Annotated in this window: 22 protein-coding genes; 17 read left to right on the top strand and 5 right to left on the bottom strand. The window is 61.8% G+C overall.

The annotated features are described in order from the left end of the window. The first annotated feature begins 43 nt into the window (after positions 1-43). The 6 genes from RKE25_RS22555 (at position 44) to RKE25_RS22580 (ending at position 7451) form a co-directional block, all read left to right on the top strand. Positions 44-775, top strand: a complete 732-nt coding sequence (locus tag RKE25_RS22555; protein WP_311842648.1) for a complement resistance protein TraT — start codon at positions 44-46, stop codon at positions 773-775. A 178-nt stretch (positions 776-953) separates the two neighbouring features. Next, positions 954-1415: an HAD domain-containing protein gene (locus tag RKE25_RS22560; protein ID WP_311842649.1), complete on the top strand. Its 462-nt coding sequence runs from the start codon at positions 954-956 to the stop codon at positions 1413-1415. A gap of 101 nt (positions 1416-1516) precedes the next feature. Further along, positions 1517-4318, top strand: coding sequence for a MobH family relaxase (gene mobH / locus RKE25_RS22565; protein WP_311842650.1), 2802 nt, complete (start codon positions 1517-1519; stop codon positions 4316-4318). Beyond that, positions 4315-6231 carry a conjugative transfer system coupling protein TraD gene (gene traD / locus RKE25_RS22570; protein ID WP_311842651.1) on the top strand — a complete coding sequence of 639 codons (1917 nt, stop codon included), beginning with the start codon at positions 4315-4317 and terminating at the stop codon, positions 6229-6231. Before mobH ends, traD begins: the two co-directional genes overlap by 4 nt. Positions 6232-6249: 18 nt before the next feature. After that, a complete protein-coding gene (locus RKE25_RS22575; RefSeq protein ID WP_311842652.1) occupies positions 6250-6801 on the top strand; it encodes a hypothetical protein in 552 nt (183 codons plus the stop codon). Beyond that, on the top strand, positions 6798-7451 hold the full coding sequence (locus RKE25_RS22580) for a DUF4400 domain-containing protein (protein WP_311842653.1): 654 nt from the start codon (positions 6798-6800) through the stop codon (positions 7449-7451). The genes RKE25_RS22575 and RKE25_RS22580 overlap by 4 nt, the downstream gene beginning before the upstream one ends. A gap of 480 nt (positions 7452-7931) precedes the next feature. Here the strand turns inward: RKE25_RS22580 and RKE25_RS22585 are convergent, their stop codons facing one another. The 4 genes from RKE25_RS22585 to RKE25_RS22600 form a co-directional block, all read right to left on the bottom strand. Beyond that, the gene (locus tag RKE25_RS22585) at positions 7932-8453 is read right to left on the bottom strand and encodes a hypothetical protein (protein ID WP_311842654.1); all 522 of its coding nucleotides are present in this window, start codon (positions 8451-8453) and stop codon (positions 7932-7934) included. 84 nt (positions 8454-8537) lie between these two features. Then, positions 8538-8948, bottom strand: a complete 411-nt coding sequence (locus RKE25_RS22590) for a hypothetical protein (RefSeq protein ID WP_311842655.1) — start codon at positions 8946-8948, stop codon at positions 8538-8540. 30 nt (positions 8949-8978) lie between these two features. Beyond that, entirely contained in the window at positions 8979-10715 is a 1737-nt protein-coding gene (locus tag RKE25_RS22595) for an ATP-dependent helicase (protein ID WP_311842656.1), read from the bottom strand. After that, on the bottom strand, positions 10715-11506 hold the full coding sequence (locus tag RKE25_RS22600) for a hypothetical protein (RefSeq protein WP_311842462.1): 792 nt from the start codon (positions 11504-11506) through the stop codon (positions 10715-10717). Before RKE25_RS22600 ends, RKE25_RS22595 begins: the two co-directional genes overlap by 1 nt. 750 nt (positions 11507-12256) lie before the next feature. Here RKE25_RS22600 and RKE25_RS22605 point away from each other — a divergent pair. The 8 genes from RKE25_RS22605 (at position 12257) to RKE25_RS22640 (ending at position 18402) form a co-directional block, all read left to right on the top strand. After that, entirely contained in the window at positions 12257-12562 is a 306-nt protein-coding gene (locus tag RKE25_RS22605; protein ID WP_311842463.1) for a hypothetical protein, read from the top strand. A 152-nt stretch (positions 12563-12714) separates the two neighbouring features. Then, positions 12715-12891, top strand: a complete 177-nt coding sequence (locus RKE25_RS22610) for a hypothetical protein (protein ID WP_311842464.1) — start codon at positions 12715-12717, stop codon at positions 12889-12891. A 278-nt stretch (positions 12892-13169) separates the two neighbouring features. Then, positions 13170-13778: a hypothetical protein gene (locus RKE25_RS22615; protein WP_311842465.1), complete on the top strand. Its 609-nt coding sequence runs from the start codon at positions 13170-13172 to the stop codon at positions 13776-13778. 89 nt (positions 13779-13867) lie between these two features. Further along, a complete protein-coding gene (locus RKE25_RS22620; RefSeq protein WP_311842466.1) occupies positions 13868-14992 on the top strand; it encodes a hypothetical protein in 1125 nt (374 codons plus the stop codon). Between the two features lie 13 nt (positions 14993-15005). After that, positions 15006-15944: a PD-(D/E)XK nuclease family protein gene (locus tag RKE25_RS22625; protein ID WP_311842467.1), complete on the top strand. Its 939-nt coding sequence runs from the start codon at positions 15006-15008 to the stop codon at positions 15942-15944. A gap of 171 nt (positions 15945-16115) precedes the next feature. Beyond that, on the top strand, positions 16116-17456 hold the full coding sequence (locus RKE25_RS22630; RefSeq protein ID WP_311842468.1) for a hypothetical protein: 1341 nt from the start codon (positions 16116-16118) through the stop codon (positions 17454-17456). Positions 17457-17803: 347 nt separating this feature from the next. Beyond that, a complete protein-coding gene (locus RKE25_RS22635; protein ID WP_311842469.1) occupies positions 17804-18043 on the top strand; it encodes a hypothetical protein in 240 nt (79 codons plus the stop codon). 71 nt (positions 18044-18114) lie between these two features. Beyond that, positions 18115-18402, top strand: a complete 288-nt coding sequence (locus RKE25_RS22640) for a hypothetical protein (protein WP_311842470.1) — start codon at positions 18115-18117, stop codon at positions 18400-18402. Here the strand turns inward: RKE25_RS22640 and RKE25_RS22645 are convergent. Beyond that, complete coding sequence (locus RKE25_RS22645; protein ID WP_311842471.1) at positions 18379-18615, bottom strand: hypothetical protein; 237 nt, start codon at positions 18613-18615, stop codon at positions 18379-18381. The two genes, RKE25_RS22640 and RKE25_RS22645, sit on opposite strands and share 24 nt — an antisense overlap. A gap of 111 nt (positions 18616-18726) precedes the next feature. Here RKE25_RS22645 and RKE25_RS22650 point away from each other — a divergent pair, with 111 nt between their 5' ends. The 3 genes from RKE25_RS22650 to RKE25_RS22660 all read left to right on the top strand — a co-directional run bounded on the left by RKE25_RS22650 (position 18727) and on the right by RKE25_RS22660 (position 20626). Next, positions 18727-19020, top strand: a complete 294-nt coding sequence (locus RKE25_RS22650; protein ID WP_311842472.1) for a hypothetical protein — start codon at positions 18727-18729, stop codon at positions 19018-19020. A gap of 209 nt (positions 19021-19229) precedes the next feature. Next, positions 19230-19877: a hypothetical protein gene (locus tag RKE25_RS22655; RefSeq protein WP_311842473.1), complete on the top strand. Its 648-nt coding sequence runs from the start codon at positions 19230-19232 to the stop codon at positions 19875-19877. 86 nt (positions 19878-19963) lie between these two features. After that, positions 19964-20626 carry a hypothetical protein gene (locus RKE25_RS22660; protein WP_311842474.1) on the top strand — a complete coding sequence of 221 codons (663 nt, stop codon included), beginning with the start codon at positions 19964-19966 and terminating at the stop codon, positions 20624-20626. Positions 20627-20629: the final 3 nt, after the last annotated feature.

Raw genomic sequence — 20629 nt, forward strand, 5'->3', positions numbered from 1 at the left:
GACCGGGCTGAGGGCAAATTGCAAACCACAAAGGGGATTTACCATGAATCTGATCCGCGGCCTCTTTCTCGCCGTTGCACTCGTCACCCTCGGCGGTTGCGCCGCTGGCCAGGTGGCCATCAGCAAGCGCAACCTCGAAGTCCAGAACAAGATGTCCGAGACGGTCTTCCTGACGCCCTCGGCAACCAAGACGGTGTTCGTCGACGTGCGCAACACGTCCGACAAGCCCAACTTCAACTTCGGCACGCAGCTCAAGTCGATGCTGCAGGGTCGCGGCTATACGCTGGTCGACGATCCCGAAGCTGCCCAGTACCAGTTGCAAGCGAACGTCCTGCAGGTCGGCCAAGTCAGCCAGACTGCGGCGCAGGCCGCGACGGTCACCGGCTTCGGTAGCCCGCTGGATGGCGCCATCGCTGGTGCAGCCACGGCTGCAGCGCTGAACGGCAACCTGAGCGGGCGCAGCATCGGCGCCGTAGGCCTCGCAGCTGGCGCTGCCGACTTCATCGCCAGCAACATGGTGAAGGATGTCTATTTCTCCGCCATCGTCGACGTGCAGGTGTCCGAACGCACGAAGGCCCCCGTGCACGTCAATGGCGAGCAGAACCTCAAGCAGGGCACCTCCGGCGGCGACCGGGTGACGTATGACGAGCAGACCAACTACAAGCGCTACCGCACCCGCGTCACCTCCACTGCCAATAAGGTCAACTTGAAGTGGGAAGAGAGCGAGCCCGTTTTGAGTTCCGGGATCGCGCAGAGCATTGGCGGCATGTTCTAAGCGCTAGCACCGCATTTGCAGCGCTGTTTCCCCCTGTCCTCAGTGCTGCAAACCTGCCCGGGCGGCCTTCGCGCCTCCCGGGCTTTTTTTTTGTGAGGCTCACGATGGCTTTCCTCAAAGCGTTCCTCGATGTCTTCTTGCTCGTCCTACTGCGCCACTCGCAGTCGAGCCACCGGCCATGACACCGAAGTGGCCGGGCCTTCGGGGGCACCCGGTCCTGTTTTGCGATGTGGATGGCGTGCTACATCACAACCAATCAGGGACGTTCTGTTGGCTTCCGGAGTTTCACAGCATCCTCGATGCGTGCCCGTGGCTAGACGTGGTGCTATCCACGAACTGGCGCACCGGCAGCCGCGCCTTCCTGCTGCAGCAACTTGACATGAGTCGCGCCGAGACATCGCACCTGGCAGAGCGCGTGCGTGATGTCACCGGACCGGAGTTGAGTGGGCGCTACAAACGACATGACGAGATCGTCGCCTTCGCGCGAAGTCGGGGCGTGCACCGGTTCGTTGCCCTCGACGACGCGCCCTTTCCACCCACGTGTGAGTGGGTGTTCCGGACGAATCCGGACGAGGGCATAGGCGGTGACCGTTGCCGCGAGGCCCTGGAGTTCATCCAGCGCTTGTTGGCACCCGCGTAGGAACTGGGAAACACGGGCGCAAGACCCTGTCCTTTCGAGAACGGAGCCAGTCTCGCGGACGACAGAATGCATTGCATACGGTATGCAACGCAGGAGCGACAGTGCTTCAGTTCTTGAGGAAGATTCTCGGCGGGGGCAACCTCGCCGCGCCCCCGCCTGCTGCGGTAGCGGCTCCGAGCGGGCCAGCGCCAGGCGCGGCACCTGCAAGTGGCCAAAGCGCGGCAGGCGGAACGCCGTCGCCGGCAACCAACACGCTCGCGCCCGCCGTGCCGACGTCAACCGCGCCCTTGTTCAACGGGCAGCCGATTCCAACTTACCCGGACGTCGGTCTTGCGGTTCCTTCGGCCCCACCTGAGGTGCTGGTGGAGAGTCAGCAGAGCCTCGTCGACGATCTGCACCGGACCTCGGGTCTGTCACACGAAGAGTTCAAGCGGATCTTCCTGCCGGCGGTATACGAGTACGCCCGGTACGTGCATCTCCTTCCGGCGTCCGAAACGCACCATCACTACGGGCAGGGTGGCTTGTTCCGGCATGGGCTGGAGTGCGCCTTCTTTGCGGCCCTGAAGTGTGAGTCAGCGGTGTTCGCCCTGGATCACCCGCCGGTTGTCCGCAAGCAGCTCGAACCGCGCTGGCGCATCGCCGCGATGCTGGGCGCCATGATCCACGACATGGGCAAGCCCATCGTCGACGTGGGCGCCCTGGACGCGAGTGGCAACCTGAGCTGGAACCCGCACACGTCGTCCCTGTACGACTGGCTCCAGACGCACAACCTTCCGTACTACAACATTCACTGGCGGCCTGGCGCTCGACACAAGCGCCACGAGGCGTTCACCGGCGCGCTCGTGTATCGAATCTTCCCTCAGACCACATTGGATTGGCTGGGCGCTCACTACGGCCAAGAAGCGATCGACGCAATGCTCATGGCCCTGAGCGGTGGCGTCGATCCGCGCAACCCGCTGTGCGCAATCATCAAGGCAGCCGATAGCGCCAGTGTTGAGCGCGACATCAAGGAATCGCGTAAACGCCAGGCCTCCGCTGGCATGGGTGGGTCTCGTGGCCTTGCCGCGCGTGTCGTCCGGACGATCCACGATCAGATCGAGAGCGGCGAATGGGTCATCAACAACGTCGACAGTGGGATCTACATGACTACGGAAGGTGTCGTGGCGGTGTATCCGAGCGTCCTGGCGAACGTAATTGGCCTCCTGAAGGACGCGGGCGAGACGTCCTTGCCCACGGACGTGCAGAAGATCGTGACCGTCCTATTGGACCACGGAATGGTGCGACCCAACGTCATGCCAGACGGTCGCCAGTATCAGAACTGGAACCTGGGTATCCACATCGAGGATCGTGGTAAGACGACTATCGCGCCGGTACTCGGCGTGGTGTTCACGCGTGACGAGGTCATCCCCAGCTCGATCGTTCCTCCGAAGGCACTGCTGGTTGACGTGTTCGACCCGCAAGGCAAGGTGATTTCGAACGGTGGCGTCTCCGTGGGAGCTGACAATGCATCGGCGCCTGTGACGCCATCAGCACCGGCGGCGCGTGCCACGCCAGGAGAAGCCGCCCCGGGGTCTGGCGACGTTCCGAGTGCTGTTGCGAGCACGCAAACACCCGCCGACGGCCCCCACGCCACCGTTGCAGGAGGCGAGGCGTCAGTGGCAACCGCGCCGATGGGGGGAACCGATAGCGCGGCCGGCGATCCACCGCGCGATCGTTGGGGTTCGATCATCGCGGGCGGCGCCCCTGTACCAGGAGCAGCCGGCACACCGCTCCCGGAGCTATCCACAGCAAATGTCCCAGCGCCTGAAGCCACAGCCACTGCGGTGGCTGCAAATGCGCCGAGTCGTAACCGTGCGAAGCAGTCCGAGCCCAAGCCGGCCATTGCGGCAGCGGCACCATCAACTGACGACGGAGATGACGTCCCCGGCGACCACGGCCTTCCGGCTGCGCTCGCGTTCGATAGCGAGCCAGAAGACAGCGATGAAGACGTCGCGGAACCTGCATCTGCGCAGACCGAGGAAGCGGGTCAGGGCATCGAGGTGCGTGATCGGCGCGTGGATCGTGACCTTCGAGACGAGGAGGTGCGTCAGGCGCAGGCACGGGCTGCCCGAACCGACTGGCCACCCGCATCACCGGAACTCGCGCGCGCATGGTTCGAGCGGACCGAGAACATGGGAGCTGGCATCTACGTGCTCGCCCTGGCTGATCGCATCCGCGACGGGACTCTCAAAGAGGGAACGCACGTGTTTGAAGAGGGTGCCCACCTGCACATTGCCTACCCAGTAGCCGTCAACAACCTTGGTATTCCTCCGGGCGATCTGATGAAGCTGCTCGAGAAGAAGGGTTGGATGGTGCGCGACCCGAAGTTCGCAAACCGAAGCACCGTGCCGCTGCAGGTCGGAGGCCAGACGATCAACGCGATTCGTTTGTCGGAAGAGGTGACGGAAGCAATGCGCCTCCTGCTGCCTATCGCGGTGCAGACTTCAAAGGGCCTCCAGGCGGGCGTTCTACCCATGGGCCCATACATCCCGGCTACCGTCGCTGCCTTGATCAAGAACCCTCGCGCGATGGAGCCATCCGATGGGCCGCATCTGCGCCTGGCGTTCGACGACTTCATGGGCGAGCACCTGGAGCAGAACCAGATCTTGGCGGACGACATCGCACCCAAGGAATGGCGCGCGCTCCTCAAGCAGTTCGCAAAGCAACATGACCTGGTCGGTTCGATCTTCCAGTTGCACATGCAGGCCACGGCGGACGAGAACGCCTACCTGATCGACTCGCGGGGCACCAATGCGTTGTCCTCGCAGTCGTCCGTACCGCTCGTGAAGAACGCGAGCTGGGATCGCGACTTGGACATGCGCGCCGCGGCAGCGAACGTGGCGGTAAAGGAGCTGAGTGCATGAGTGCAGCCGTATTCCGCTTTGAGGACCCCTTTCGTCCGGTCTACGAGTACTACTCAACCGCTGCCTGGGGCGCCGCACTTGCCATCATGGCGCTCATGGGTGTCACCTCGGATATTCGATCACCCGCATTCGTCGCCTTCGCCTCGTTTTGCTTGATGATGCTGATCGTGCGCGGACGGCACGCGCTTCGTCGGTACCGACAACAGAAGTTTCTCGCCGGCGTGGGTGTCACTTTCCAGTCCCGCCAGGAGCTCAACGATCGCGTCGCATTGAGTCAGCGGACCATTTTTCTGGGTTATGGCTTTGACTGGACGCAGGCGGAATGCCAGCTCACCCACATGCTGCGGAGACAGGACCCACAACGTCTGTCCGCACCCGACCAACCTGCAGATGCGTTCATGGGTCAGCCGTGGATCCATGGGATCGGCATGGAGCGCGAGCGCCCTATCGAAATTCCACTTGATCACACGGCCGGCCACATTCTGCTGGTCGGAACGACGCGTGCGGGTAAGAGCCGTATGCTGGATACGATCATCCACCAGGCCGTAGCGCGCGGCGAGGCTGTGCTTATCTGGGACCCGAAGGGTGACAAGGGCCTGGCCGAGTCCGCGTTGCAGGCGTGTCACCTGCAGGGCCGCCCCACTGATTTCGTGTTCTTCCACCCCGCGTTCCCAGAGACGAGCTGGCGTATCGACCCGCTCAAGAACTTCAACCGCGCCACCGAGCTGGCCACGCGCATTGCCTCGCTAATTCCCTCTGAGACCGGTGCGGACCCATTCACGGCGCACTCGTGGATGATCTTGACCAACCTGATCGAGGGCCTATTGCTGATCAACTCGAAGCCGACGCTGCGGCTTCTGAAGCGCTTTGTGGACAGCGGCCCAGAGTGGCTCGTCGTACGTGCCTGCGAAGCGTACTTCGACAAGCACCTGCCCACGTGGCGCGAAGACGTTAAGGGCTACCTCAAGGCTGCGAAGGGCACCGACGACCTGAACGTCGCTATCGCCTACTCGCGGTTCTACAAGGCGCTCGTGCAGAAGACAGCGCCGAGCGGCGTGCTCGAAGGCCTCATCAGCGACCTGGAACACGATAAGGCGCATCAGCAGAAGATGACGGCCAGCTTGACCCCGGTCCTGACGATGCTCACGGCCGGCACATTGGGCGACTTGCTGTCGCCTGACACGTCGGATCTGGACGACAAGCGTCCCATCACGAACTTCGCCAACATCATCCGCAACGGGCAGGTCTGCTATTTGGGTCTCGACTCCATGTCGGACAGCATGGTGGCGTCGGCGATCGGCTCGATGTTCATTTCTGACATGACCTCCGTGTCGGGTGACCGCTACAACTATGAAGACAACGTCGACTTCATCGAATTCATCAAGCGGCGCGGCGAACAGCTGGAGCGCGAGCGGTCGCCCCACAAGCTTCGCCCCGTCACGCTGATCATCGACGAGGCGGCCGAGCTGGTCAGTGACAAGCTGATTCAGCTTCTCAACAAGGCCGGCGGCTCAGCCATTCGCCTCGTCGTGGCCACCCAGACGTTCGCCGACTTCGCGGCCAAGGTTGGCAGCGAGACGAAGGCGCGCATGGTGCTCGGCAACCTCAACAATAAGATCGTTCTGCGCACTATCGACGGCGGCACGCAGGAGTACATCGCCGAGACGTTCCCGACCACAGTTGTTCGCCACATCGAGTACTCGCAGGCTACAGATGCGAAGTCCGACACACCGGGCGCCTTCGGGTACAAGATCACGGAGGCGATGAAGGAGACCGAGGCGCCGATGGTTGCGCCGGACGTGTTGGGTTGCTTGCCAAACCTGGAGTTCTTCGCCCAGGTATCCGGCGGACGGCTCGTGAAGGGCCGAATCCCGATTCTGAAAGATGCTCTCGAAATGAAGAAAGCCGCATAAGGAATGCAGAGGAATTTCATGGAAACGACCGCACCTACCGCCATCAGCCCACCGGACGAAGCGCAGATCCTTCTGAAGCGCGCGCTCGACGGGTTGCGGATGACAGACATTGCCGCATTGCTCTTTAGCCGTGTGCCGCGCCTGCGCGACGTGGCTCTGCGGCTGGCCTGGTTCATTCCTCCCCATATCGTCTATCCCTTCACTCACAAGAGCCTTCTCAGCCACTTCCTCGAGGAGGCCATTCCCGCTGCCTCCAAGGAAGAGGGCGAAGCCGCGGCGCGCACATTCATCAACCTGGTGCTCGCGAACGTCAGCCGCTTGCTCGAGCTGGAGATCTCGATCGGTGGACGGCGTTGGGATCCGCGCTGCGATGCACCGCTGCAGGAATGGATCGAGCGGAACGGCGAGCCGGTCATCGCACTCCTACAAGGGGACGGGTTCGAGCTTCAGTCGCCGCGCCGGTTCGCCGCAGCGATCGCATATCGTGTCTTGGATCCGGACGACATGCATGTGCTCGCGGCGTCCGAGAACGACCTTGAGTACGACGTCTTCAGTGAGTGCGCGGCATGAGCTCAACAGCCACAGGTCGCGAACTAACCCTCTGGAAGTGGGGGCTCATCTTCATAGCCTGCTGGACTATGGCCTACGTCTTCTTCGTCAAGGAAGAGTGGCTAGTTCGCCAGGTGGAGGAGGAGAGGGCGCAGACGCGTGTTGTCCTCGGTGAGGGAGCCGCGGCGCGCGCAGAGAGGAACGCTCGCTCGGTCTGGGAGGCGACCTTCGTGCACTCCCACGTGATTGAAGCCACCTTCAAGATCATGGAGCCAGGCAAGGAGGTTGACGACACGGACGCGAAGGTCAACGGGTTCCTAAGCCCTCTGAGGGACTGGGCAGCCGGGCGTATGCGCGTGTGCTGGACACTCCTGTACCAGCTCTTCGTCCGTGTTGCGGTCGCGTCCACCTGGTGGACTTATGCTCTCGTGGTGGCCGTGCCGTTTATCGTTGACGCATTTGTGTCGCGCAAGATCAAAGCCGCTGGCTTTGGGCTCACTTCGCCTCACATGTACGTCCTCGGACGACACGCCATGTTCTCGATACCTCTGGGTGCCTTCCTTCTCCTTCTGTCGCCTGTTCAGCTGCCGGCGACGCTGACCCCAATCCTGATCGTGCTGATGAGCATTGCTCTTTGGACATCGATATCGATGTTCGCTAAGCGCGCCTAGTGATCGCCCAACATTTCGGAGTGACCAGTTCGATGCCCAAGATTCCAGCAGCTCTGTTCCACACCGTAGGTGACCTGCGTGTCCTTCTACAAGGTGTTCCCGACAATGCGCGCCTGACCATCTCATCGTTGCCTCGTCGGCTCCAGCGTGATGGACATGATGTCTTGACCTCCGTAGACGGAGGAGACCTGAGTGAAGGTATGGTGCGTCCAGAGCACCGTCACCTGGTTACTGACGTCTGCATTTGCGAAGTCAACGTGATGAGGCCCGGTACCTCGGTGTCAAAGTGACGATCGCTCTGAATGCGGAAGACGAATGGCGCCACGGGGGCCGATCATCTCCGCGCCAGGAATAGCACTCGGGCCCTTTGCAAGGTGCAGGTCACAAATCCCTCAGGCCGCAATAATCGGTCAACCCGATACGAAGAAAGCCCGCCAGTTTCGGGCGGGCCTTCCGGGGTGACATGCCCTGGGGGTGAGGTTAGTCGTCCGACGACCAGTCAGAGTTAACGCCATTGCCAACACACGCGTCGCTGTCGCCGCGTTCGTCCCAACTGTCGCGATCATCAGCGCCCCGGCAGGAATCGCTCGGATCGTCCCGGTGGTCGCGTTCCTCGGCCAGAGCTTCCCCTACCACTGCACCCGCTAAAGATCCGCCGGCGAGCGCGCCGGCAAGCGTGCTATGGGTCGCCGCGGCCACTACCAGCGAGGTTGTGAAGTCATCGCCGTCACCATCCCGCGAGCGCGATGCTTCAATCCGCTGCGGCGGTACGGGCTTGCGGAGCAGCGCCTCGCCGGCCGCCGCGCGGCGGTCCATAACCCGAATCTCGCCCTCGCGTGTCTCGATGGCCGAGCGATTGCCGTTTTTCGCAGGCTCAGAGCCTGTGGGCAGCACGCCGGCGGCTTTCGCGTCGGCAAGAGCGCCTACTCCCTTCGCGAGAACAGCGCCCAAGGCGATGCACAAGTAGGGCAGGGCTTCGATGAATCCAAATTCCTTGAACATGGTTACCTCCATGGTTGCGGCGGCTACACGCAGTGCGCATCAGGGCGTCGGCGTAGACGCAAAGACAGTGATGAGAAAGTAGGGTCAGCGGGAGTCAGGGGTGATGTATCGGGAAAGAGGGGCGTAGGTGCGCTCGAACGACTCGTCCTGCGTGGCCATGACGGCCTGCGTAGGGAGCCCGACTGTCGCGCCTAGGGCCTGGAGGTAGCGATCGGTCTCAACGAGCCGGCTGGCTGTTTCCGGCGCTCGTTCAAGGAAGCCAGCGCCGAACCGCCCCAAGTCTCGGGCGATGTGGCGCGTGTGCGCGATATGGCGGGCTACGCCACCGTCGCAGGCGAGCGCAGCCTTGATCTCCCGTAGATACCGATGGGAGACGACCAACTGGGTGCGATACGACGTGATCACTTCGTCTCGTCGACGGAGGCCTCTGCGCGCAATCGCAAGGGTGCTGGCCAGCGCGGCGAAGAGGGTGGCGGCAACGACTTCCATCATCATGTGATCCCTTCCTCCCTGACTTTCAGCGGTTCACTTGAGTCCGGCCTCGGAGATGAACCTCGTGGGCGGGGCCTTCTCGTCCACAACGTACGAGATGGTCAGGTTGAGTTTGGCGCGGGTCATGCCGACGTAAAAAAGACGCCGCTCCTCCTCGATCGGGCTGTTCGTGGATGGGATGACACCCTCCTCGCACCCCATGATCCAGACGTTGGGGAACTCCAGTCCCTTTGAGGAGTGGAAGGTCAACAGGCGCGCCGCACCGCCTTCCTCTCGCTCCTCCTGCAGGACGGCCCGAACTCGTTGGATCAGCGGCCCCCGCAGTCGACTCAGGGCCGCCGCGCACGAGTCCAGACGCGACTCATCCTTCGCGACCTCATCGGCTCGCCGTTCCTTGTCGTAGAGCTTGATGTTGGTCTTGATGTAGTTGGCGATGCCGTGAAGCGCGAGATTGATCTCGGTGCCGGCGATCATTCCGGACCACTGGCGCATGAGAATCCGTAAGCGCTCAATAGGCTCCTTGGTAGAGCCTTTCTTTGCGCCGTGGATGAAGCGATGGACTGCGCCTGGTTGCCGGCTCTGACATTCCTCGTGCAGCGCTTCAAGCTGCGATTCGCCGACACCGGCGCGCACGAGCACCTGGTCGAGGTCCGCCATATTGCCGGTGGTCAGCCCTCCACAGATGGCCAGGTAGACCGACGGGCCTCGCAGCTCCCAGAACTTAGTGCCGCCCGAACGGATGGTTGGAACGCGCCCTGCGATGTACTGCTCAAGGGCCTCGAGCTGCGCGTTCGTCCGTGCGAGCACAGCCCAGTCGCCAGGCGAACCTGAAGAAGCGATAGCAGTCGCAATGGCCAGCCACTCTTCTTCCTTATCGGCGCAGGGCTTGACCGCCGTGGACCCGCGCGTCGTGTTTGCGGTCGTCAGGGACTTCACGACGCGCTCTTCGTTGTGCGCGATCAGCAGGGATGCGGGCTCCATGATCTCCCGGGCGCAACGGTACGTCGTGTCCAGACTGACGTGAGGGGCGTCCGTCAGCCGACGGAAGTCCTCAAACCCAACGAAACCCATCGCGTGACGCCATTCATAGATCGACTGGTCGTCGTCGCCAACGACGGTGACCTTTGTCCCCAGCAGATTGACGTGCTCGGCGATCCATGCCAGCTGAACCTTGTCGGTGTCCTGGAACTCGTCGACCAGCATGAACGGCGTTCTGAATGGAGCAACGGTTCCGTCGCGCATTCCTCGTACGGCTTTGAGCAGCAGGTCCGCGAAGTCCGACGACCCGGTTTGTTCGAGAAGCTCCTCATATCGAAGGAACATGTCGAACTTGGGGTTACTGCGGCGGTCCGGCAGGTGCGGATCCACGGTGGCCTTCATCGCCTCGACAAAGGCCCTGGCGTCCTCGAACGAGATTCCTGCGTCGGCATCGATCGTGTCGCGATAGGCACGGCGCAGGAGGTCGTTCTGCCGCATCGCGTTGATGAGTTGCACGCGCTTGCGCGCGTTCTGCAGCTGCTTCTTGGCCAGTGCGTGGAATGTCCCAGTCATCAGCCGGTTGCGCGCATTGGGAGCCTGCTGCCGGATGCGATGTTCCAGCTCCTGAGCGGACTCGGACGTGAAGGTAACGGCCAGCACTTTGTTTGCCGGTGGTTCCAGCAAAAAAGCTGCCCGGTGTTCGAGCAGCTTTGTCTTCCCGGAGCCGGGGCATGCTGTCACCAGACAGTGCCCCGGCATCCGAACGGCTTGGAGCTGGGCTGGATTAAGCATCAGGCCTCAGCGCTGGCCGCCTGTCCGCGCTTCGTTGCCTTGGCCGACGCGACGCCAGCTGCAGCTTCCTTCGGTGCCGCGGTTACCACGTCACCGTCTGCCTGTCGCTGCCCAGTCACCTTCGCCTTTTCGCGCGCAATGCGGCTGGCATCGCGCATCATGCGGTGCTCGCGGACCGCGTTCTTGGCGCGACGGCTCTCGACATAGATCCAGCGGGAGAACGAAACGAGCAGGTTCCGGTACTCCTGCATCTTCTGGGCGCGTACCTTCCGGTTGACGTGGCCTGCGTACCACAGCACGTCCATCTGCTGATTGAGCTGATCGTAGTTCTCGACCAGCGTGGCGAAGCGCTTTGCCTCGGGGGTGTACATCGCCACTTCGTGGATTTCCGGGTCACCGGAGTATCCAGTCGGGAGGTCCGCACCAATGCCGTCGATGATTGCCTTGCAGCGCGCGATTTCGTCACCGAGCTGCTTCTCGATGGCTTCGAAGCGCTTGTTGATCTCCGCCTCGGCCGCGCTCACTGCGTCCACGTCGTCGGGAAGGGTGTGATAGAAGAAGTACAAAGACTGCTGAGCGCGCACCAACGCCATGTGATAGACGTACGAGGCCTTGTCGGTCTTCAGCGCGAGCTGATGAATCCAGTAGGGCGTCGAGTGGTCCGGGCGCCATTTCGCCTCTTCCTCGCGGCGCTTCTTCTTGTTCGCGTTTGCGGCCTGGCGGTCGACGTTGGGGCGGGGCGGGGCAGCGGGTGCTGCCGTTTCTTCTTGAATCTGGAGAACAGCGCTCACGAGGGCACTCCTTGGCTATGGTGACCTCATTCTCAACAGCACCCTCTGCAACCGCCCTCGGAAACCCCGCCTTTAGCACCCCTTGTTTCCCGTCCAGGGCGGACAGGATGTCTCCCGCTCTTGAAGCCTCGTCGATGACGCTTGACAGCCCGCGGCGCGCGCGCATAACCTCACATCACCGCTTTTCGAGAGTCCCATGCTCTGCATGTGTGACTCGTTAGAGTGACGAGGCCCACTCCAACTGGCCGTTCCTGTTCCTAGAGACAGGTGTTTCAAAGGCGCTCAGCGCTACCCTCTCGATCCACTGGATCAATCCCTTGCGTCGCTTCGCATTGTCGCGTGACGACCCTGCAGCATTGCTGCCTTAAGCCCGGCCCTTTGCCGGCCATGCGTGTGCGAGCGTGCGCCCGTTCCCTCGGGAATGACGCTGCCCCCGACGCATGACATCGACCTACGCACCCCGGACAGCTCCGGCAAAGTGTTGCGTTCGTCTAGGTGACTTCTCCCGTTTGCGAGCCTGATGTGACCTCCGGTCGCCGGTCGCCCACGCGCGAGATTCACCTCCGCAGATTTTGTCTTCGGACAGCGCGCCTTCTTGGCGACGTCTGCGCAGATTCCTTTCCTCCTGGGGATGCTTCGCCATCCTCACGGATGACGCATGCATTCACGGGAAGTTTTTTCCTTCCCGACGTGCCACGGGGAGTTGCCTTTTCTTCTACCCGCTCGGCACGGCGGGATTGGAATTTCCTCATGCGTCGTAACAATCGCTCGGTTTGGGTCGCTGATACCAACGCTCATGGTCGTACTGCTGCAGGTTCCAGCCTCTGGACCAGCCCGGCTCTGTGGGTGTTCGTTGTCACTGTCCTGCTCGTCGTCGGCGCCGCGAAGGTGCTGATTCACTCGCATCACTCTGCCGAAACGGCTGCAACCAGGAATTGCAGTGCTTCGGGTCTTGTTGCCTACGCCTCTGGCCAGACCAACAAGATCGACGCAGTCGTCGAAGCGGCCGCTACCGGTAACGTCCCGGTGGAAGCTGCAACTTGCTCGAACGACTGATCTCGCAGTAAGCCCGCTCCGTGGCGAATGGATTCCATTCGCCCGGAGCTGTGCTCACCGGCACCTCCACGGTGACGACCAGGTTCCCACCAAAGCAGCTGCTCGCGGCTCCTTTGGTGGGGACCTGGCCCCGTTAACGATGGAGATTTCCAATGATGGTCACTTTGCAGAATTCCCCGCGCCGTGAAGAGTTTGCTCGCCAAAGTGCTGAAGAGCTGATCCGCACTTCGGAGGAGAGCATTGAACCGGGCGTCGTGATGCGCTGGGCCCGCCACGCGGGATTCATGGATCACATCCGCGAACCCGCAGTGATCGCGCCGGCCGCATGACGCAAGGCGCACCGCTTGACCCAAGCACCCGGTGGGACGCCACCGGGTGTTCTTCCTGGAGAGCCTGATCGGCAGGCTCTGTACGAAGAACACCCATGCATAAGTCGACAGGTTTTCGTGGCGATCGCCACCAAAAGGGTCAGAGGGAGCCTTCAATTCCCCCATCAACTTCTCTTCGCCACCAGAGCTGTTCAACTGGGACGGAGCAGAGCCCAAGCCTGCCGATAAACCAAAATCAATCGACGGGTCACCATGGAACCATCTCGGAGCAAGACTCCATGAGCGTGATTCAAGACACCAACATCCACACCGTTTCCGGCACCGTATGGGAGGACGCGCAGTACAAGGCATTCCCTGAAGGTTCGGCCACTCCAACCACCTATCGCTTCAAGCTTCGCATTGGCAGTCGCAAGTTGTACCGCCGTGGTAACGATCTTCGCAGTCGCATGACCTGGTTCAACGTCAAGTTCGAGGTCCCGGCTGATGGCTTCCCCTACTACAGGGACAAGCTCAAGAAGGACGCACGCATCCTCGTGTCGGGCGAGCAACTCGTCGACGAAGACGATGGCCCCGCCGGACGCCGTTACTGGCACTTCATCCGCGCAACCACCATCAACGTGCTCGTAGAGGCGTCGGTGACCGCAGACGCAGCTCTCCAGGAACCGGCTCCGGAGGCCCAACAGCCTGTGCAGCAAGCTCCGGTGAAGACGGAACGTCAACAGCGCATGCCGCCCCCGCCACGCCAAAGTGCGCAGGGTCCGGAACAGCAGTTGAAGCCTTCCACACCCTCGTTCGCTGACGCCAAAGACGATGCAGCGACAAAGAACCGTCAGAAGGACATGCCTGAAGACGCGTTCGAAACCCACTTTACCGCTCGCAACTGGTAACTCACCTCTAATCCCCCGTCCGGGGCTTCTTGCATCACGTCGGGACAGGACGCCGCGCCAATGGCCGGACCCGACTGAGGAGTACACCCATGAAAATTGCCTTTGGTCCCTTCAAGGACGTCGAACCCACTGCGGAAGAGCTTCGTCCGATGGTGGATCGTCTCGGTTGCCCCGTCGTTCGCGACGGTGTTCCCGTGCACATCTTCGGTGTTCACCACCGCACTCAGCGCTTTCTCGATGTGTTCAGCCCACTGAAGGGCTACGCACTGGAAGTGACCTCCGAGATGGGCAAGCTCGAACTGCCCGATCCGGATACCTTCGTGGACGATGGTAACGGCCGCCAGGTCATGGCCATCCAGCCGACGATCCTCTTCAAGGCGTTCCTCCGGGACCCCGAGCAGAGGCTCATCGCAAGCGCTGAGTTCCTGAAGATCATCAACTCGGCATCGTCCTTCTCCGAAGGTCACTCGCAGGTCCGTGGCAAGCTCTACGAGGCACTCGGTCTCCCGGGTTCCACGTCGGGTGAAGACGCCCCTCGCGGCGAGCAGAAGCAGGCACCGGCTCCGGTAGTCGGCAACGCTCACAGCAATGGAGTCTCCGCCATCTCCACGCCGTCCGACGGCACCCGCAACAAGCTGCCCGCCGAAGCCCAAGCTCTCATCGAGAAGGCCAAGCAGGCAGGCACGCAGACCGCCCCGGAGCAAGCGCAGAGTGACGCACCGGCAGCCATTGAATGCAACGAAGCGACAGGGGAGGGCAGCGACACCGCTGCACTTGATGTCCCCGAAGCCTCGAAGCCTGACGTGACTGCACCAACATCCTCGAAGCAGACCCGCACCAAGCCTGGCAAGGTAGCTTCGAAAGAAGCCGCACGGCCGGCTGCAACGGAAGGAACAGACGAAGCGGTCGACCAACGCGCAAGCGCCACAGTCGAAACGCCCGCCACGTCGGAACCCGAAGTCGTTATCGCGGCCCCGTCGACACCCGTCCCGACCCAGTCGGTCGCCTCCGCCGCACCGATCGCCCTCCAGGGCGTCTCGACTGCACCGAAGGCCGCCAACGGTGAGGAGCTGAACCCGAACCTGCTCCGTCAGGCCATCAATCGCGCCCAGCACAAGGGCGTGGCTGTGCCGGAACAGTTCGACTCCGCTCTGCACCTTCGCACCTTCTACAAGGAGCTTTGCACCAACCCGTCGGCATCGGCCGCAGCCTAACAAGGAGCCAACCATGACTACCGCAGTCGTTTCACAAGCGTCGGTAGCATCGGCTCGGCCACCTGGTTCGGCTGAGTTCGATGTCTACCTGTCCCACTCCTCATCGACCCTGATGGAGAAGTGCGGCGCCGCCTATGCGTACCGTTACCGTGACCGTCTCGAATCCGTGACGAGTTCCGTGAACCTTGGGTTCGGCTCCGCATTTGATCAGGCCGTTTCCGCCTTCGTCATCGCTGACCTCTACGGACTCTCCGTGGACGCCAATGCGATCTTCGTCAGCGCGTACAAGGAATGGGCGGCCACCCGCGTTGTCGACTTCAGCACACGCTGGAAGGGCCACGACGACATTCTCGCGACGGGGGAGCTTCTGCTCTCGCGTTTCGTCGAATGGTGGAAGGTCTCCGGGCTCGAGGTGATGGTCGACCTTCAGGGCATGCCACTTGTGCAACGTGAGTTGCGCGTGCGGCTTCCTCGGAATGTCGTCTACACCGCGATCCTCGATCTCGTTGTGATGACCCCCGACGGTGAAGTGGTGATCCTGGACGTAAAAACTCCGTCCCAGGACTCCACGGAGCTATTCGCCCTGAACTCTGGCCAGCTCACGGGTCAGCAGTTGGTTCTCGACGCCCACAAGGAATCCTTGGGGATTGCGAGCATCGACAAGGTCGGATTCCTCAATGCTGTGAAGCGGCCGGTGCCGCAGAAAAAGGACGCGGAAGGCCCGGTCGTCGCACCGATGCACCTCGTCCCGGCGCGTACGCCGGAGCAGGTGGAGGAGTACATCCAGTCGCGCCTGTGGATTGCAGACGACATCCGTCGAAAGCGATTCGCTCGCCGTAGCCTGGACTCCTACTGCACCCCTTGCACGACCATGTGCGATTTCCACCTGTGGTGTTCCAAGCAGATTCGCGATGGCCTGCACGTCCGGCCACCGCGTTCCCGCTCAACCTAAAAGCCTGTATTTCTCGCCCATAAGGCTGGAAATACTTGCCGATAAATCTGGACACCCACTCCAACCACCCTACAACCAGTTGTATCGTTCCTTTCGCCACTCTTTTGAGTGGCCTTTTTCGAGGGCATGCTTGATGCGCGTCCTCGAACCAGGCCATTTGACGAGGTCTCCATGACCAAGTTGCGCTTACACGACCGCTCTCACATCCTCGGCGACATCGAGTCCGCACTGGCGGCCGCGCTCGTCCGATGCTTTGGCAATCATCCGTCTCCCAGCGAGACGGATCGTCAGCGTGCGACCAAGGGCCTGATGGACCTTCGAGACCAGCAGCACTGGATCGCGTGCGGGTGCCGCCCATCGGAGGTGGACCCACCTCCGCTCATGGCGCCACGTCTGCGCGATGGGCAGATCCACATCTGGCGACACGGCGCGACGCCGCACGCCGAAGCCTGTCCGTTCTGGGTGGAGATCACCGAGTCGGAGCGTCCCGCATCCGACGGCGTCGACGGAGTCATGAAACCCTGGCAAGGCCGCTGGCTCCTGCTCAACCAGGTGGCGCAGGATGTCTCCCAAAGCGCTCCTGCTGCGCCTTCCCAGGCGCCTCGCAGTCCCGCGTCCAATGTGCCTGCGATCGCGCGCCTCCTCTTCACGGCGCTGACGGACGTGGGCTACACCACGGTGCTGCCCTCCGACGTCATCACCCGCAAGGGCCATCACGCCCAGAGCAAGACGAAGAACGCCTACGCGGGACTCGACGCTCTGCTCGACCAGGCCGTGGCACCCAGGCTGAAGCTACGCGACGTGGGCTGCACGTTCCTGCCGGGGCTCTCGAAGCTCATGCAGAACATGCCGGCGATCTCGGGACGCTTTCCGAGCGGGACGCGCCCGCAAGGTCTGTTCGTCGGCATCGTGCACGAGATCGAAAAGGTCAGTCCCAACGAGACTCAACTCCTGTGGCGTGGAACGAGCGAGGATCGGGTGGCCACGGTGAATGTGCGTGGCGACGTGAAGCGCCCCGGCTACACCAAGGGGAACGCGGGACCGTTCTGGGTGATCGCCCAGATTGCGCAGCCGCGCGGTGAGAAGGCCTTCAGCCTGGTCAACGCCTATGCGCACCCTTGCCTGAGCAAATCCGTTCTCCTTGCCGTCGATAGTGGACTGGAAAGGGAAACCGCCGAGATCCTCCTTTCGCAGCTGACCTACTGGGTGAAGCCGGACACCTTCAACGTCGAGGTCCAGCTGCAGAAACCGCTTTTCCCCGAGGTGCTCCCCGACGGCACGAGTTGCCATCCCGACTTCGTGCTCTGGCTGCCGCGCGGTAAGCGCATCATCGTGGAGACTATGGGCCTCGATAAGGACCCAGACTACCTGGCGTCCAAGGCGATTACCCACCCGCGCATGAAGTCGCTGCCGGGCGTTGTCGGACTGGTGGAGCATCACCCAAACGATGATCCGAACCAACTCCGCCGGCTTCTCACAGCGGCCGTTGCCGGCGCCCTACGTTCCAGTTGACACAGAAATGCGCGGTCGCTACGGTTCAACACACGGCGTAGCGCCGATGAATTTCCCGAGTGTGTGTTCACACCACTCAAGGTGACGAGGCCCGCCTGAACGGCCGCTTCTGTCCTCGAGACAGATCCCCAGAATGGATTCCCATTCGATCTTCTTCCAGTGATCTCTGATCACCCCTAAGCAGTCCGGCATTCCGCTGGGCTTCTCATCCTTTCTCCCGCCGGGAACGCATACGCCTTCCCGTCGGGATCGGTCGTGTTCGTTTTCTGGCGGGTGTCATACCTCCCCGCCGTGCCACGGGGAGCGCTCTTCTTGCACCCGATCGGCACATCGGGAAGGAAACGCACATGTCCATCAATCTCGACTTCGATCTTGCTTCGTTCCAGTCCATGGACCAGGACGACTTGCTCCAGCGCCGCGCCGGCCTGGAAGAAGTGATCACCGTCCTCCGTGGCGAAACTCCGTCGTACCGTGAGGCAGCTCACCTCCTCGATAAAGCCGAGGAGGAACTGGTCCGTCGCGCTGCGTACGGAAAGTACAAGCCGCGCAGCAAATCGAACCGTTCCTCGACGCTCTCCCAGAGCTGATAGGCGACCACTACCACCCCTGACGGGAAACCCTTCCCGTCGGGAGGGGACCGTCGCCTGAGGAATGCACCATGAAAGACATCAACCGACGTCCTGTGCGTCAGCAAGAGCTGTGGGACGAAGGCGCCATCAGCCGCAAACTGGCGGAGGCGCTAATCAAGGTGATCTTCGGAGATCACGACGACGTCAAGAAGGGCATCGAGATCCTGATCGACGTGGCCACCAGTGACATCCGCATGGCCAAGCGCATCATGCTGATCATGGAAGGGTCACCGAAGATCATGGCCGCATGCCCTGAGCTCTACGAGAAATGCAAAGTCCAAGTTCAACCGGGCCTAACAAGTTCCCGTAAGCAGTGATTCGTTGGCTTCGGAGACGAACTGTTCGAGTAGACCGAGTGCGATGGCGTGGTCGACCCGCAGCTCAGGCGAAAGCCTGCTGCGGGCCTCCACCAAACACTCGTTAAGTTCGAGAGCGGTGGTTGCTTGGCCAATCCATGGCCGAGCGAACGCCTTCACGATCCGCCATTCGGCGTCGTCGAGGTGAATGCGTCCGTTGTTCAGACGTTCCAAGGTTGTTTGCCTCCATGCGGGGCAGAGGAGCCTACCCGCCGCATCACCTTCCCACAAGCGTTGTCCGGTGTCGACACGACGTCGCACCCGGCTTCGCGAAGGAGACTTAAGATGCACACCACCACCTACAAGCATGGTCACTGGATCACCACCAGTGACGGCAAATGGGAGGTAACCACCGAGACCACCCTGAAGCCTATCTCGGGCAGCGAGCAAACCATCGCCACCTACATGGCCGTGGTCGCCCGCGAGAAGGGGCGCGCGTCGTTCGACCCTGCGTACACCCATGGGCCATATGGCTCCGACACCGAAGCACTGCATCACGCGGAGGCTGCCGTTCACAACTGGATGGCCTTCTACGATGAACAGGCCGGTATCCCTGAGGAAATGCCAGTCTGCGAATGACCTGGCCACCTCCTTTTGCCTTCTTGGCACACCTCTCGTCACGAGAGGTTTTCCTGACCGGTCTGCGCGCCGGGCCCGTCAGGAAGACCTTTCACCACCTGCATTGCAGGTAGCCATCTCCGGGGCTCACAGCCGGATTCACCCACCCGCCCGAGGGCTTCACGCCCTCCGGTGCGAAGTCCAACGGTCATTAACCTGAGGACGTACCCATGATCTCCATTGAACGCAGCACCGTGGTCCTGAAATTCGACCTGCTGCCCGCTAAATCGACTATCGAGAAGTACTGGCCGTATCACGCCGAGTCCATTGGCTATGGCGACAACGTGGTCTACCTGACCTTCTCCAAGATCGAGTCCAACGGACAATCACGTTGGGAGTTCCGAGCTGCCGGTAGTGACAGTCACCAGATCCGACATGCCTGCTATCGGAGCGTGGGTACGGTTCGCGGACACCTACGCGTGGGCAATGGCGAGTCCGGTGAGGTCATCAAGCCGGAGGACTACATTCCTATGCACCGCAAGCTTCTTGCAGACGCCATCCAAGGTCAGGCGGCGTTGGATCTCATCCAACCCCTGACCATGGACGTGTTCTACAGGGACGAGTTCGTTCGCGACTCGGAGCGCACACGCGAATGGCTCAGCCACCGCGGTGCGAAGCCGGAATGCGACGAGTTCAACAAGAGTCACTGGGCAGCGGTGATCCCTAAGCTAAGCGACGACCGTGAGGACCTACTCGCGGACGTGGTAGGCCTGGCGGTGCTGTCCCAGTACCAGAACTTCTCTGCCATCGTCCACGCCGAGTTTGCCGCACGTTTGGACGCGGCCAATCCGTCCCCGACAATGGCTCAGTTGTTCTAACAACCCTGCAATTTAACCAACCCTCCGCGGGCACGAACTCCCGCTAGGGGGCGTGCGCGCGGATTTCTCATCGAGGAGTCTTCACTGTGAGCATTCACATCGAATACAAGCACGTCGCCCTGTCACTCGACATGAGCGCACTTCAGAGCACCGCCGGTATCACGGTCCCGGCTGGCATCCGCGATCACCTGTACCTCGCGATTGTCGAATCGGGCGATTCCAACTGCACGACGATGAAGCGGGGCACGGACGGTCGTACTCGTGAGGTTCGTGCGCGATCCTGGGGCCTTAGGGCCTTCGGCAGCGTGGACGACATCATCGAGCAGATCACCAAGGCATCGTGGGATGCCGAAGGCGGCATGATCCACATCGGCAACATGGGAAGCAGCGGATACGTGTCGGCAGAAAGCTACATCAAGCGCTACCGCCGCCTGTTGCAACGCCCTGTCGCTCACTACGACGCACTGGTGCCGCTGATGCATTCGCTGCTGACACTGTACGGCGCAGAGGAGGCTATCGCGGGCTCGGAGTACTTCTCCCAGCTCAAGCGGGAACGTGTCCTCACCCCGTGCGCCTACGGCGGCTACAGCGTCCGTCTGACGCCGCAGGACGACGAATGCGTTTCGATCCTGTGTCACCTGGCCATGGCGTACCAGCTCTGGAAGGACCATCCGAAGATCTGGGTTGGCTTCGAAGGTCTTGGTTACATGGAGGGATTCCTCTCCAACCACTACCGTCGGGCTGCCTGATCC

Origin of the sequence: Dyella sp. BiH032 (assembly GCF_031954525.1) — a bacterium.
Classification (GTDB): domain Bacteria; phylum Pseudomonadota; class Gammaproteobacteria; order Xanthomonadales; family Rhodanobacteraceae; genus Dyella_D.

Excerpts from the sequence above, each read along its gene's own strand:
- RKE25_RS22555 (WP_311842648.1), top strand. The coding sequence starts at position 44 with ATGAATCTGATCCGCGGCCTCTTTCTCGCCGTTGCACTCGTCACCCTC.
- RKE25_RS22560 (WP_311842649.1), top strand. The coding sequence starts at position 954 with ATGACACCGAAGTGGCCGGGCCTTCGGGGGCACCCGGTCCTGTTTTGC.
- traD (WP_311842651.1), top strand. The coding sequence starts at position 4,315 with ATGAGTGCAGCCGTATTCCGCTTTGAGGACCCCTTTCGTCCGGTCTAC.
- RKE25_RS22575 (WP_311842652.1), top strand. The coding sequence starts at position 6,250 with ATGGAAACGACCGCACCTACCGCCATCAGCCCACCGGACGAAGCGCAG.
- RKE25_RS22580 (WP_311842653.1), top strand. The coding sequence starts at position 6,798 with ATGAGCTCAACAGCCACAGGTCGCGAACTAACCCTCTGGAAGTGGGGG.
- RKE25_RS22585 (WP_311842654.1), bottom strand. The coding sequence starts at position 8,453 with ATGTTCAAGGAATTTGGATTCATCGAAGCCCTGCCCTACTTGTGCATC.
- RKE25_RS22590 (WP_311842655.1), bottom strand. The coding sequence starts at position 8,948 with ATGATGATGGAAGTCGTTGCCGCCACCCTCTTCGCCGCGCTGGCCAGC.
- RKE25_RS22595 (WP_311842656.1), bottom strand. The coding sequence starts at position 10,715 with ATGCTTAATCCAGCCCAGCTCCAAGCCGTTCGGATGCCGGGGCACTGT.
- RKE25_RS22605 (WP_311842463.1), top strand. The coding sequence starts at position 12,257 with ATGCGTCGTAACAATCGCTCGGTTTGGGTCGCTGATACCAACGCTCAT.
- RKE25_RS22610 (WP_311842464.1), top strand. The coding sequence starts at position 12,715 with ATGATGGTCACTTTGCAGAATTCCCCGCGCCGTGAAGAGTTTGCTCGC.
- RKE25_RS22615 (WP_311842465.1), top strand. The coding sequence starts at position 13,170 with ATGAGCGTGATTCAAGACACCAACATCCACACCGTTTCCGGCACCGTA.
- RKE25_RS22620 (WP_311842466.1), top strand. The coding sequence starts at position 13,868 with ATGAAAATTGCCTTTGGTCCCTTCAAGGACGTCGAACCCACTGCGGAA.
- RKE25_RS22625 (WP_311842467.1), top strand. The coding sequence starts at position 15,006 with ATGACTACCGCAGTCGTTTCACAAGCGTCGGTAGCATCGGCTCGGCCA.
- RKE25_RS22630 (WP_311842468.1), top strand. The coding sequence starts at position 16,116 with ATGACCAAGTTGCGCTTACACGACCGCTCTCACATCCTCGGCGACATC.
- RKE25_RS22635 (WP_311842469.1), top strand. The coding sequence starts at position 17,804 with ATGTCCATCAATCTCGACTTCGATCTTGCTTCGTTCCAGTCCATGGAC.
- RKE25_RS22640 (WP_311842470.1), top strand. The coding sequence starts at position 18,115 with ATGAAAGACATCAACCGACGTCCTGTGCGTCAGCAAGAGCTGTGGGAC.
- RKE25_RS22650 (WP_311842472.1), top strand. The coding sequence starts at position 18,727 with ATGCACACCACCACCTACAAGCATGGTCACTGGATCACCACCAGTGAC.
- RKE25_RS22655 (WP_311842473.1), top strand. The coding sequence starts at position 19,230 with ATGATCTCCATTGAACGCAGCACCGTGGTCCTGAAATTCGACCTGCTG.